Source organism: Bacillus sp. 5B6 (assembly GCF_000259405.1).
Classification (GTDB): domain Bacteria; phylum Bacillota; class Bacilli; order Bacillales; family Bacillaceae; genus Bacillus; species Bacillus velezensis.
On record NZ_AJST01000001.1, the window covers coordinates 3,202,866 to 3,217,011 of the forward strand.

Sequence of the window (14,146 nt, forward strand, 5' to 3'; positions counted from 1 at the left end):
AATCAATTGTGGTAAAGTGGAAAAAGACTAGGTTATAGTTCTGAAAAAAAGATTTTGCAGAAACAAGGATGGTGTTATTCAGTGAAGAAAGTACGCAAAGCCATTATTCCGGCAGCAGGTTTAGGCACTCGTTTTTTGCCGGCCACAAAAGCAATGCCTAAAGAAATGCTTCCAATCGTTGATAAGCCGACAATTCAGTATATTATCGAAGAAGCTGTCGAATCCGGCATCGAAGATATTATTATCGTAACCGGAAAAGGAAAAAGAGCAATAGAAGACCATTTCGACAATGCCCCTGAACTGGAACGCAATTTAGAAGAAAAAGGAAAAATCGAACTGCTTCAAAAAGTGAAAAAATCGTCAAATATTGCGGATATCCACTATATTCGCCAAAAAGAGCCAAAAGGACTCGGTCATGCCGTTTGGTGCGCACGCAACTTCATCGGCGATGAACCTTTCGCCGTTCTTCTCGGCGATGATATTGTCCAGGCTGAAAAACCGGGACTTCGTCAGCTGATGGATGAATACGAAAAAACATTGTCTTCAATCATCGGTGTTCAGCAAGTTCCTGAAAGCGACACACACCGCTACGGAATTATCGATCCGTTAACAAATGAAGGCCGCCGTTACCAGGTCAAAAATTTTGTAGAGAAGCCTGAACCGGGCACAGCTCCTTCCAACTTGGCTATTTTAGGAAGATACGTTTTCACTCCTGAAATTTTCATGTACCTGGAACAGCAGGAAGTCGGTGCAGGGGGAGAAATTCAATTAACGGACGCCATCCAAAAGCTCAATGACATTCAGCGTGTCTTCGCTTATGATTTCGAAGGAAAACGTTACGATGTCGGTGAAAAACTCGGATTTATCGAGACGACACTTGAATTCGCCTTACAGGATCAGGATATCCGCCATAAATTAATTCCGTTCATGAAGGATCTTCTTGAAAAAGAAGAAGCTGACGAATAGAAAAAGCTGCCGAATCCGGCAGCTTTTTTATGTGATCTTTACTTTTTAGACGTTACCGTCAGTGTTTTATCAGCATTGTTCACAGAAAAAGTATATTCCTGGTTTTTAAGCATGAGCAAATTCTGATTGATTTTGCTGCCGCCTTTTTCACTTAAAGCTGAGATGTCTGCTGGACGCGATAAATGAAAAACCACTTCGGAGACTGTATCATTGTCAATCACTACATCCGTTTTTGCATCGGATGTTTTTAATACGTTCCGTCCGTCAGCCGTTTGTCCGGCAGCTGGATTTTTCAATTTACTCTCCACATCGTCCCGGCTTTTATTGAGATATGAGAGAAACTCTTCTGCTGTTTGGCTTGATAAACTGCCGCTGAAATCATTAAGCTGAACATCCGTCTTTTTTAAAGCGTTCACTTTATACAGATCAGTCTTTTTCATAAAGTACTCTTTATCGTTTAATTTCACTTTGGCCGCCTGGTTATTTTCGGCTTCTACCTGCACCTTCGTGCCGAAACTTACACTTGCGGAGGCTTTTCCTTTTATATCTTTTTCAGTATAAAGGTCCGCCTTTTCCGCTTTTACCAAAGCAGGTTTATTCACAGACTCATAAAGTCCGGCATCGCTCTGTTTGACGTGACCGAAAGATGTGATCGCACGCAGAGGCTTGTCTGAAAACATCGAAGCGCCTGCGCCGACAGCCAGCAATGCAAGCAGCGTAATCTGTATCGTATTGGCAATGAATTTAGGCTTCGCTTTCTTTTGCTGCGCCTGAGTGATTTTCTGTTCCTCGGCTGCCCGCGTTCTGCCTTCAATCTGCTCGTTTTGATATTTCTTTTTTTCTTTCTTTGAGAGCTTGTTGAACCAATCCACAAAAGCTTTATATTCTTTCACAACGGCTTTCGTTTCGTCGAACATACGCATTTCGCCGTAATGCATCCAAGCCACCCGATCACACATTTTCTCAATCTGTCCGATGGAATGACTGACGAAAAAGATCGTTTTGCCGCGTTCTTTAAATTCCGTAATGCGGTCCACACATTTCTGATAGAAAGTCTGGTCCCCTACTGAGAGCGCCTCATCAATAATAAGGATGTCAGGGTCCATATGCGCCGATATGGCAAAACCGAGACGGGATTTCATACCGCTTGAATAGCTTTTAACAGGCTGATCTATAAAGTCGCCGATATCCGCGAATTCAACGATTTTTTCATAAAGCTCGTCTATCTGCCGATTGTTGAGACCCATCATCAAGCATTTTAAACGAATGTTGTCTTTACCGCTTAATTGATTGTTTAATCCGGCAGAAATCGCGATTAAAGACGGCTGCCCGTTCATATCAATCTCACCGCTTGTCGGCGGAATAATCTTTGCAAGCAGATTGGACATCGTTGATTTTCCCGACCCGTTGATCCCTACGAATCCGATCGTTTCCCCTTCATAGACGTCAAAAGAAACATTTCGGACAGCGAAAAAACCTTTTTGATTTCTGTTTGGGAAAAACAGTCCTTTAATTTTGTCAGACTGTTTTTTATATAGAAAATACTGTTTTGAAACATTTCTGAACGAAACTTTTAGTTTCATCGTATAATCTCCTTACTATATTAAAGAAAGTCAACAAACTTATCTCTGAATTTCATATGAAGAAGTGAACCGACTGTTAACAACAGCAGTGTGACAAACCAGAAATACAGCGTGTATTTCACATCGTGGAAAAACCACTGCCCTTCCATAAAGCTGTCTCTAAAGCCCTCGATAATATAGAAAAGAGGGTTTAACTTCAAGATGGTCAAAACTTCAGGTCTGTTTCCGAATTTCTCTGCAATGTCCCAAAAAATCGGCAGAAGAAAAAAGAGCAGCCTTGTGACGGCCTGAAGCAAAAACTGGTAATCCCTGATTAATACGCTGATAGTCGAATTAAACAGGCCGAAAGCAAACATAAAACTGATCATACAAAACAGGTAATAAATATATTGCAGCCAGTGCAGCGTCGGAAAAAGACCGTTGCTCAGCAGCACAATAATATAAATCCCCATCATCACAAAATAACTGAATAAATTCGATGCTATCACTACAGAAGGCAGTGAACTGATCGGAAAGTTCATTTTCGACACTAAATTTATCCGTTTAAAAACGCTGTTAGATGCATCCAGTATCGTCGGACTGATAAAGAACCAAGGAATTAAGCCGGCCAGCATCCAGACGATGAACGGTACGCTGTCTCCATTTCCAAGCACCATATCATGTCCGCCGCGAATCCCGAGACCAAATACGAACCAGTAAGCCAGCATTTGAATCATAGGGTTGAGAAACTGCCACAATATACCCAGATAGTTCACTTGATACTTTGATTTCGTTTCGTACACTGCAAGCCGCATAATCAGCGGAAATGAGTTGAATTGCTCTTTCAGAATTTTTACCAATGCATTCATTCTAATCTTCCTTAGTCGTAAGTTTTAGGTAATAGCTTTGACTTACAAAAGCACCGCTCATAATTGTAACAGATTACGATGTATTTTTCACTTCATAACAAGCCTGAGTCCCATGAGCGCAGCATGCCGTCACTTAAGCAAAAAAGCATAATTAACGTGGTTAAATTATGCTTTTTTGCACTTATTTACTTGTCCCCGAAAATCACTTTTACAGCTTTTTCAGACGATTCTCCGGTTTCTAAATAACAGAACTTCTCGTAAAAAGGCCCGAACGAATCCGGAAGCTTATAATCATCTGATTCCGTTTCATTGACCCATTTGATAACGTCACCTGTTTCTTTGACAAGCGGGCCGGGCGCTTCTTTTTCAAAGTCAAAGTAAAACCCTCTGAGTTTATCCCGGTACGTTTCGATATCAGGCACATAAAACAGCATCGGTCTTTTCAGATTTGCATAGTCAAAAAAGACAGAGGAATAGTCCGTTATGAGTAAATCAGAGACCATATACAGCTCACGGATATCTTCGTAGCTGGAGAAATCATAAGCAAATCCTTCATACGGTCCGAGATCAAAGTTTTCCGCCACGAGATAATGCATCCGTAAAATAATGACATAACGGTCGCCGATCGCTTCTCTCAATTGATGAAGGTCTAAATCAAGGTCAAACTTGTATTTTCCCTTCTTATAAAATTGGTCATCCCGCCATGTCGGTGCGTAGATAATCACTTTTTTATCTTGCGGAAGATTCATTTTTTCTTTCAGCGCTTTGATGACAGAAGGGCTGTTATCCGTTTGAAGGAAGTCATTCCGCGGATATCCCGATTCAATCATGGTTTTATTAAACTGAAACGCCCGGGCGAATATTTCGGTTGAATATGCGTTCGGTGAAATCAGGTAATCCCACTTTGAAGCCTCTGTCGTAAAGTTGCGCTTGTATTTTTCAGTGTTTGTTCCCGGCATATGCACTTCATCCATATCTACTGCAAGGCGCTTTAAAGGCGTGCCATGCCATGTCTGGACATATGTCGTATGCTCAGGTTTCGGAATCCACAGCGGCATACGGCTGTTGACAACCCAGTACTCGGCTCTTGCCATGGCGAACAGCCATTTGAACGTAAAGCGTTCGATATAAGGAATTCCTTTATCTTTAAATGTCTGTGAGTAAGCGGGGTTTACACTCCAGCAGAGACGGTATTCCGGCATCTCTTTGCTCATGTATTCATAAATCGCCCGCGGGTTGCAGCTGTACTGTTTTCCGGCAAAGCTTTCAAACATGACAAATTTCTGTTTGACAGGCAGTTTCCCCGCAACCCTGAATCCCGCTTTATAAGTGTTTTGTATTCTTTTCTCAATGAACTTTTTCAGCTTATTCTTTCTCTTGCGTACAAAGGAAGCGCCCCGTTTCAGCTTTCCTTTCACAAAATACTCCACGCGGGTGCTGAAGCTGTAATCGTTCATTCTCAGGTGGAGATTTTTCGTTTTCTTTTTCGTGAAAACGTGAAATCTGGCAGGCCCTTTCTCCGTTTTCAAAATCGTGAATTGGTTAGGATTTACATGTTCAGATTTCAGAACCTTTAACGGTTTGCTGTTGGTGATAATCTCTTCACCCGTCCCGGCATCTTCAAAAATGAATTGAATATGGAATTGAAAGGTTAGCTGCTGATTCAATTCTTTATAAACAGCATTCAAATCAATTTTTGTATCAAAGCCTATCGTGTCAAGCATCGTTGTGTCCTGAACATATTCATCAAGGTCGTGTCTCGGCACGTCGTGAAGCGGGTACTTCAGAATGAGAGGCTCCTCTTCTTTTCCTTTTTTCATTTTCAGAATCAGGTTTTTTTCTTTTATCTTTAAGGTTTCTGCCGCATTCAGCCGGAATGCAAAACCTTTCAGATGTAAGCTGCCGTCAGATTCGAGCTCCATTTCATCAATCCGCGTAACGAACTTTTTCTGCAGCAGCTTTAAGGAGAAATTCCCTTTTTTCGTCGTGTAAGGGAAAAAGAACATATGATGAGCCTCATCTTTATAAGAAGACAGTTCAATAGGTTCAAGGCTGGATTTTAACCGTTTTTTACTGATATCACTGTCATCATTGATAAAGGAGACATAGAAATCCAGACATCCTTTGCCGTCCGTATGGTCAGAAAGCAGATCCGTGCTCATGACAGCATGGTACTCCCCGCCTTCTCCTGCCAACCGTTTCAGAGGGACGGAAAGTTCCGCTTTTGTCTTACGATTTATAATCTGAAGAGAAGGCTCTTCCCCTGCAGTGACATTTTCACAGGATATCGTAATGCTGAATGTCTCTTCCTTTATGTTAAGATGTTTTAACTTGTATCTGACAGGATTTTCTATACCCATAAAATAAGTCTACTCCTCTGTTTCAATTAAACATATCCAATTACAATCATCATTTTGTTACTTTCAGCGAAAGGTTCTCCTTCACCGTCCGGTAGAATTGATATTGCAGTCCGTTCACTTCTGCCGTCACCTTTTCACCGTCTTCTCTGTTTAACATGACACGTTCATAATCGTTATAAATGACATACATAATATAACCGCCAAGTCCGACTTTTTCAATGTCACTTAACGGGATTTCAAGGACGTACCGCCCGTCTCCCAGTGACTGAACCGGAAACTGGTGTTGTACTTTCATGTTATCTCTGTGCTGAAACAGAATATATTGGGCATTATTTCTGTCCTGTCCGAACAAGCGGAACGTAACGGTGAATTTATGATCGGCGAACACCGCGCTTTCCGTTTCTCCGTGCATGCGAAGTTCGACCAGTTTATTTTCTTCATCCGTCAGCGGGCTTTCTAAATAAGCCAGCCCGTCTTGCGTCACGATGTTTTTATCGGGCTCTTTTTTGGACCAGCGGAACAGCTTTTCGACCTCATCATACCGTTTTTGAGTCAGCAGACGGAAGGCTGTTTTATGAATCGGATGAAAAAATGTCTCGGAAATATCGTATTTCGTCTTCTTTAACACATTCAGAATTTCATTGAATTTATTGTAGTAGGCTTCTTTGTTTTCGCTTTTCAGGAAGTGCATCCGATCGAAAAGGCGCGTAATGGAATCGAATTCGATCAGGCGGTTCATCGCCATCTTCTCTTTTTCAGTATCTAATTTTTTGTTCAGAATATACTTCATTACGGCTATGTTCGTGTCGGTTTTTTCCATTATATTAGTCTGCTTTGTCAGCGACTCATTATTGTCCATTCTGTTCAGATAATAGACCGGTTCGGTTGACGTTGAAATATCTCCGCACGCCAAAAGAACATCCATAAAAAATTGCTTATCTTCAGCAAATTTCATTTCCGGATATCTGATATCATTATCTTTTAGAAATTGTAAGTTCATCATTCTTGCCCGCGGGCCCAGATGATAGAAAATATGCCGGATTGAAAAAGGCGATACCTTCGCTCTGTTCAGCGAAGACTCATGTTTCCCGATCGTTTTTTGACCGTTCACCTGCATTTCGATCGTTTTTCCGACCGCATAATTTACCTGATCTCTTTCAAGCATGTCGAATAAGATTTTAACTCCGTTCGGCGCAAACCAATCATCTGCATCCAAAAATGTAATGTACTTCGCATTTGCCAGCTCAATTCCCAAGTTTCTCGGATAAGCCGGGGTTCCCGTGTTGTCTTTCAAAAAGACGACTGTAATATTTTCATACAATTCGGCGTACTCAGTCAGGATGTTTCTGGAATCATCAGTAGAGCAATCATCGACCAGAATTAAAGAAATATGCTGAAAGCCGATGTTTTGAAGGATCACTGAATCAACTGTTTTCCTTACATATTCTTCTGCATTATAAACAGGAACGACTACCGCTACCTTCTTCTCTTCCGCCAATGCTTCTTTGTTTAAAATGGTATATTCGCGTTCTTCTACGGACGGCTTGGACTCTTTTTTATTCAACTTAAAAAAGTTACTAAGATTCATCTTTAAATTCTCCTCTTATTGTCTAGCTTTTTTTCAAAAGCGCATAACAAATATAGCGAAAATAACCTTATATTACAAGAAGTACTCCCTATCCGGAGGGAGTACTTCTTTATCATCTGTATATCCGAATGTTTCAATTACACCCCGGCAATTTCTTTTTTAATCTGTGTGGTGGAAATGCCTTCGGTTCTAGGGAGGTAGATGACTTCGCATTGATCTTTAAGGAAATCGAATTTGCCTTCCCAATCGTCTCCCATTACGAACACGTCGATGTTGTGATCCGCTACGTCACGTACTTTTTGATCCCAGCTGTTTTCCGGAATGACTTCGTCGACATAACGGATCGTTTCCAGAATCAGCTTTCTGTGTTCATAGCTGTGGTAGGCCTTTTTTTGTTTTTGCAGGTTGAACTCGTCTGTTGAGATGGCAACAACAAGGTAATCTCCAAGCTGCTTTGCGCGCTCAAGCAGTTTAATATGACCCCAATGCAGTAAATCAAACGTACCGTAAGTAATGACCTTCTTCATGAAACAAAAGCTCCTTTCTATCATCATACGTATAACAAGCAACTGCCCTGAAATGCTGCGCAGCTGTATCCTTAATCACTAAAGTGCCAATTTCGTACTCATGGAACCTCATTATATCACATAGCCCTGAAAAGGTTAAGCCAATGTAAAACGAAGTTAAAATCCACTTATTAACAAATGTTATTACAATAGGAGTTTAGCAGGGTTTTTGCGCGTATGATTAAAGAAATTGTTATCTTATTTATATTTTTGTAAAACTATTGTTAAGTTTATCTGAAGGTATTATGTTAAAATAAAGCTTAGCCTAAGTCACGAAAAAGTGAAAGAAAATCCCGTACAAAAAGGAGGACGGCTGATGCAGACTGAAATGGTGCACAACCTTTCTTATGTTAATGGAAATTTACAGGAGTTTATTTCATATTTAGACACTTATTATATCGCACAAAAGCAAGGAGCCGTCATTGCGACGGTCAATCCTGAGATCGGATACGCTGCGGCGAAAGACAAAGGTTATCATCAAGTCATTTCATCCGCGGATTTCGTCCTGCCGGATGGTATCGGCGTCGTGTTAATGTCACGTTTGACGCAGCACCCGCTGAAATCAAGAATTGCGGGATTCGATGTGTTTCTTGCGCTGCTCGGCCTCGCAAACCGGCAGTCTAAAAAAATATATTTATACGGAGCTAAGCAAGACGTGCTTGACGCCGTTTTGAACCGGATCAGCAAAGAGTATCCGAATATTGAGGTTGTCGGAGCCAGCAACGGTTATGAAGCGGATAAACGCTTCGTCGCCAAACAGATTTCCCGGGCGAAACCCGATCTCGTGTTTGTCGCCTTAGGATATCCCCATCAGGAACAATTTATTTATGAATACAAACATCTTTTCCCTCAGGCTGTATCGATCGGTTTGGGCGGAAGCTTTGATGTGTTCAGCGGAACGGTGAAACGCGCCCCTGAATGGATGATCAAAACGAATCTGGAATGGCTGTACAGACTGGTGACGAATCCGTGGAGATGGAAAAGGATGCTGAACATTCCGAAGTATGCTTTTACCGTTTTGAGAAATAATAAATCAAATAAAAGCCTGTATTCCAAGCAGGCAGAAGATCAAACGAAACAGCTTTAAACAAATAAAACAGCAAAAGAGATTGGTAATCTATGAACTTGCGATCTTTATTCGCCGCTTTTTATTCTATATATCTGTCTGTTCTCGGCGTTTTGTTCAAGCCTGTAAAGCCCAAGAACCATCTGACCCTGCTGGTATCTTTTGAAGAGAATGCGCAGGCTCTCATCCGTTCTTACAAAGCGCACGCTGAATCGCTTTCTTATGAAGTGACGGTTTTGTATACGAGACATGCCGTCAGTCTGAAAAAAGAGCTGGAAGGTATCGGCTCTTTTTATCTGAACGAAAAACATCCGCTGCATCTTTTGAAGGCTGTTTTGATCCTTTTTAAGAGCAAAGTGGTGATAACGGATAACTATTTCCTCATGACAAGCGTCTTAAACCGCCGGCCGCAAACGACATGCATTCAGGTGTGGCATGCGAACGGCTCTTTGAAAAAGTTCGGCCTGGAGGATGTGACGAATCAAAACCGCCCGACATCAGACATCAGCCGTTTTAAAAAAGTGTACCGTTCGTTTGACTTTGTCACCGTCGGCTCAGACGCAATGGCTGACGTTTTTAAAAAGTCGTTCGGCATACGGGACGGCCAGCTGTTAAAAACGGGTGTCCCCCTGACTGACGTCTATTATGAAGAACACAAGCCCGAACTGAAGCACAAATGGCCGAAAAAAATCATCTTGTACGCACCGACATTCAGGGATTATGATATGCAATCCTTTCGGCTGCCATTCACCGAAGAACAGCTCACAAACGCGTTAAACGGAGAGTATATGCTGCTTGTAAAGCTTCATCCTGCCGTTTTGCATCAGATTTCGGCTTCGTTTGAAAGCGAATTGATCAAGAACGTGTCTGACATGCGTCTTCATGATCTCTTGAAAGCGGCTGATATTTTAATTACGGATTACTCTTCCGTGCCTTTTGAATTCGCGCTCTTAAATAAACCGATTTTCTTTTTCACATATGATCTGGAGGAATATGATCAAAAGCGCGGTTTAATCGACAATTATACTTCCGTCATTCCCGGAAAGGCTTGTCATGACAGCGAAGCTCTTCTGGAGGAAATGACGAAAAAGCCATTTCGTGCAGAAGAAATGAAGCAGTTCTCGGACAAATGGAATATGTATTCAGATGGGAATTCGAGTGAAGCGTTATTGAAATTTGCGGAAACAAAAATGAAAAATTGTGCTGAAGCACCTGCCTGAATCCGATGGCGGGTGTTTTTTGCATGAAGAAAGGGCTGAAGCATACACTTCAGCCCTTTTTTTATACTTTCATATACACGGGAACATCATAGTAAAGCGTATAGTCATCCAGCAGTGAGTATAAGCTGTACATGCGGTTTACCTGCTTATACGCCCAGCCGATGTCTGTCGCATACTGATGGGCCGCGGCTGGAGACCATCTCATTTTATACAGCGTATCCTGCTCGTATGAAGGCTTGTGAATATAAGAGGCACCGATAAATTGGGCTCCGCCGATAATCGCGGCTTCCGGAGTAAACCAGCCTTGATTATAAGCGTATTGTGCGCCGTAGTAATTCGGGTTGCTGTCATAAGCCCCGATGCCGTACATGTTGTAAACCTTTTTACCATTATACATAATGCCGTTCGCAAGCTCTGACGTGCCATTGCCCGTTTCAAGCAAAGCATGCGAAATCAAATACACTTCATTGATGCTGTATTTGCCGGCGGCTGTAATAAAGGCCTGGCCTTTCCCTGTCAGTATTCCTTTATTGACCAGCACTTTTTGATTCAGTTCCGATGCGTTCAGTCCGGCTGCCTGAGAGAGCTTCAGAAATTGAAAGTAATACTTGCTGTCTTGTGCGAAGTGAGCCGGATTGACATACTGCCCGACTTCGTCACTGCTGGCGTTTCTCCAGCCCATGCTGAGTTTGGCCCAGCCGTTTGTCTGGCCTGTGATGCTGACTTTATCGCCTTTTTTCAACTGCCCGATAATATTGCCGGAGCTGACTTCCGGGGTTGACCGGACGTTCAGGACGTCGGCTGTGACCGTTCCGGAGGCCGTATTGATGTACGTAAGCGATGCATAAGCCGCGGCATCAGTCTGCGGGCTGACTGTCATTTGTTTTTTGACCATATCTGCCAGCGAGATGTTGTAATTGGTATTCATGATTTGCGGTCCGTTTTTTATTTTCAAAATAGCCATCGTCCATCCGTACAGCTTTTTCAGCTTTTGGGAGGCGGCGTCCGCTGACTGCGCTCCCGTGAATTGATTGCGAATGCGGAGTTCATAAACCGGATGGCTTTCACTCGTATAGCCGGCCTGTAATTGTTTGGCGCTGAAAAAGCTCATGCTTTTATTTAAAACGGTTTTACTGCTGAATGTTTCGGTTTTGATGACGTACTGTGCAGAGCCGGTTTTCCCCGTCTCCTTCACAGTGCCGGCCGCTTTGTTTTGCTTGAAAAAAGCAGTCACACGGTCAATGTCTTCCCTTTTAAGCAGCGGTGCCGTTTCAATTCTGAATTGTGTATACGCTGCTTCACCTGTTTTCTGTGCGGAGGCAGATACTTTTTTCCCTTTGAAAAAGTCCAGCGAACGATTGATCTTTGCCGTATCAAGCAGTGATTCGGTTGTGACTTGGTACGTTGTGTCGGTCTGCTTGGATATCGTTTTTGAAATGGCAGTCAGTTTATATCCCGCCAGCAGATTCAATCCTTTTTTTATCTTCGACTGGTCTGCCGTCTGCTGAGAAAGCAGCTGATATTCGTTTTCTGCTGTTTTTCCCGCCGCTGTTCTTGCCGTCTTTACATGCTGCTGGCGGAAAAACGCCTCCGCTTGATCTGCCAGTGCAGCGGTAAGCTGCCCTGCCGTGATCCGATAAACGGACACTGATGCTGTCTTTTTGACAGGCGATGCGTCGCAATGCCATTTTTTCTTTTTAAAGAAAGCTTGAACACTTTGCAGCTGCTTAGCCGTCAGTCCGCTCATCCCGACCGTATAATTATTTTTCTTGCCGGCTTTTTGATAGCTTCCGCTGACACCCGTATTCTTCTTGATTTGGGTGATAGCATTTTGTACGGCGCTTACTCCGTTAAAATATCCTGATTGCACGTTGTACACGGTTGCTGTTTTGCTTTGGGCATACTTTTGAACATTCCCTTTGACGCCCGTTTTCTGCTGCAGCTGTTTCGCTAAACCTGCCGCAGCATTTGCATTTGAAATGTCAGAGGCTGTCACGGTGATATTCGGACTGGCCTTTGCCGCGACTTTCAGCGACGACTGCAATCCTGTTTGCTTTTGAAAATCAGTTTGGATTTGAGCGGCTTTTTGATCGCCGGAGATTGTTCCTGATTGGATCTGAAACCGGGCTGTTTCCCGTTTGATCTGACGGTATGACGCTTTCACACCCGTCTGCTTCGTCAACGCTTGCGAGAGCGCTTTTGCATCCGCTTCGGCCGCCATCTCAGAAGTCACGACCTGCATGTACGGCTGTTTTGTCCCCGCCGGCTTGACGGCGCCGGTCACGCCCGTTTTTTTCGTCAGTTCGGCAAGAAGATTTTTCGTCTGCCGCTCGTCTGATAGAACGCCTGATGTGACGGTCACGTACGGCTGTTTGCTTCCGCTTGCGCTGTAAGTGCCGGACACGCCCGTCTGCTTCGTAAAATCTTTCAGCACGGTTTTCGCATCCGTTTCATCGTGTAAGCCTGAAGCTGAGATTTGATAAGTGAGCGGCGTATTTCCGGCTTTCTTTACGTCAGCCTGCCACCCCGTATCCTTTTTCAATTTCGCTGCCGCTTGAAGCGCCTCGTTCTCAGAAGCAAATTGCTGCTTCGTTTCCAGCTCGTAAACGGAGTAGTCGCTGTATGCGGCCTCAGCGGGCTGTGTAAGGGTGCAAAAGACAAGGAAAACGGCGGACAATAACATAGGTGCAACGAATCTCTTTTTCATTCCTTCTCCTCTTTCTGATTCAATTGGTTTCTATCAAACTAGTTTATTTATCGGCCGGCCTTCTTCATTTTTACAGAGAGAAACCACTCAATTTTCCAAATAAAAAAAACTTAATCCCAGAGCTGGGATTAAGTTTGGTTTTATATATGAGAAACGATGAGCGTGCAATCTCCGTTTATCGTAAAGTCAGGCATCTGATCCGGCAGTATGAAATGCGCGCCTTTTTCAAGCTTGGCAGACTTGCCTTCACAGATGATGGAGCCGCTTCCTTCTGTGACGCTGCACAGCATAAACGGAGCGTCCTGGGTCATTTCCGCCGTCCCGCTGATATCCCATTTGTATACAGAAAAATATTCTCCCTGCACAAAGGTTTTAATGGTGACGCCTTTTCTCGTTTCAGTTGATTCATCTAAAAATCCGTCCACATGAGGAACGGTGGCGGCGTTGACGGCATCACGGATATGCAGCTCACGCGGCTGGCCGTTTTGATCTGTACGCCCGTAATCATATATCCGGTAGGCCGCCTCTGAATTCTGCTGTGTTTCAAGCACGAGCGCCCCCGCGCAAATGGCATGGATGGTACCGCTCGGCACATAATAAAAATCACCGGGTTTGATCTTCACGCGGCGCAGCAGGCCTTCCCAGTCACCGCTGTTAATCATGGTGACAAGTTCCGCTTTCGAACGGGCCGTGTGACCGTATATAATCTCCGCGTTTTCTTTACAGTCGATAATGTACCAGCACTCAGACTTCCCCGTTTCACCCTGTCCATGCTCCTCGGCGTCATAATCGTCAGGATGGACTTTAACAGACTGATGATGTTTGACGTCCAGTATTTTCGTCAGCAGCGGAAACCGGTCCCCTTCCGTTCCGCCGAATAATTCTCTATGCTGATCCCACAGTTCCATCAAGGTTTTCCCTTGATACGGACCGCTTTTGACCGTGCTCATTCCGTGCGGATGGGCTGATATCGCCCAGCATTCGCCGGTTGTTTCTGAAGGTATGTCGTATCCGAATCGTTCGCGTAATAACGTGCCGCCCCATATTTTTTCTTTACATACAGGCTGTAAAAAAATCGGCTCTTGCGTCATGTTCGTTCCCCTCCCCTTAAAAAGCGGCTCATATCCCATTCCCCCTGTGTCTTTTTTAAAACACGGAGGGAGCCGCGGTTAAAAACACTATGTATAATGGCTGACCTGCTCATTATACCATTCGGATGGGGCGGAATGCTCAGTCATTTCC

At 43.6% G+C, this 14,146-nt stretch carries 10 protein-coding genes; 3 read left to right on the forward strand and 7 right to left on the reverse strand.

The features are described 5' to 3' along the window. Positions 1–81: 81 nt before the first annotated feature. Positions 82–966, forward strand: a complete 885-nt coding sequence (galU, locus tag MY7_RS15285; protein WP_003151367.1) for a UTP--glucose-1-phosphate uridylyltransferase GalU — start codon at positions 82–84, stop codon at positions 964–966. 38 nt (positions 967–1,004) lie between these two features. Here the strand turns inward: galU and tagH are convergent, their stop codons facing one another. The 5 genes from tagH to tagD all read right to left on the reverse strand — a co-directional run bounded on the left by tagH (position 1,005) and on the right by tagD (position 7,872). Then, positions 1,005–2,549, reverse strand: coding sequence for a teichoic acids export ABC transporter ATP-binding subunit TagH (gene tagH, locus MY7_RS15290; RefSeq protein WP_007614136.1), 1,545 nt, complete (start codon positions 2,547–2,549; stop codon positions 1,005–1,007). Between the two features lie 20 nt (positions 2,550–2,569). Then, entirely contained in the window at positions 2,570–3,397 is an 828-nt protein-coding gene (locus MY7_RS15295; RefSeq protein WP_007614137.1) for an ABC transporter permease, read from the reverse strand. A gap of 185 nt (positions 3,398–3,582) precedes the next feature. Next, complete coding sequence (locus MY7_RS15300) at positions 3,583–5,757, reverse strand: CDP-glycerol glycerophosphotransferase family protein (protein WP_007614139.1); 2,175 nt, start codon at positions 5,755–5,757, stop codon at positions 3,583–3,585. Between the two features lie 49 nt (positions 5,758–5,806). Beyond that, entirely contained in the window at positions 5,807–7,345 is a 1,539-nt protein-coding gene (locus tag MY7_RS15305; protein WP_007614140.1) for a glycosyltransferase family 2 protein, read from the reverse strand. Between the two features lie 137 nt (positions 7,346–7,482). Further along, positions 7,483–7,872, reverse strand: a complete 390-nt coding sequence (tagD, locus tag MY7_RS15310; protein ID WP_003151361.1) for a glycerol-3-phosphate cytidylyltransferase — start codon at positions 7,870–7,872, stop codon at positions 7,483–7,485. 355 nt (positions 7,873–8,227) lie between these two features. Between tagD and MY7_RS15315 the strand changes: the two genes are divergently transcribed. Both MY7_RS15315 and MY7_RS15320 read left to right on the forward strand, forming a co-directional pair. Next, positions 8,228–8,998, forward strand: a complete 771-nt coding sequence (locus MY7_RS15315; RefSeq protein ID WP_029325800.1) for a WecB/TagA/CpsF family glycosyltransferase — start codon at positions 8,228–8,230, stop codon at positions 8,996–8,998. 32 nt (positions 8,999–9,030) lie between these two features. Further along, a complete protein-coding gene (locus MY7_RS15320) occupies positions 9,031–10,197 on the forward strand; it encodes a CDP-glycerol--glycerophosphate glycerophosphotransferase (RefSeq protein ID WP_007614142.1) in 1,167 nt (388 codons plus the stop codon). A 61-nt stretch (positions 10,198–10,258) separates the two neighbouring features. Here MY7_RS15320 and MY7_RS15325 read toward each other — a convergent pair whose 3' ends face one another. Together MY7_RS15325 and manA are read right to left on the reverse strand one after the other, a co-directional pair. Further along, positions 10,259–12,904, reverse strand: coding sequence for an N-acetylglucosaminidase (locus MY7_RS15325; RefSeq protein ID WP_007614152.1), 2,646 nt, complete (start codon positions 12,902–12,904; stop codon positions 10,259–10,261). 140 nt (positions 12,905–13,044) lie between these two features. Next, entirely contained in the window at positions 13,045–13,995 is a 951-nt protein-coding gene (gene manA, locus MY7_RS15330; RefSeq protein WP_007614153.1) for a mannose-6-phosphate isomerase, class I, read from the reverse strand. Positions 13,996–14,146 lie beyond the last annotated feature (151 nt).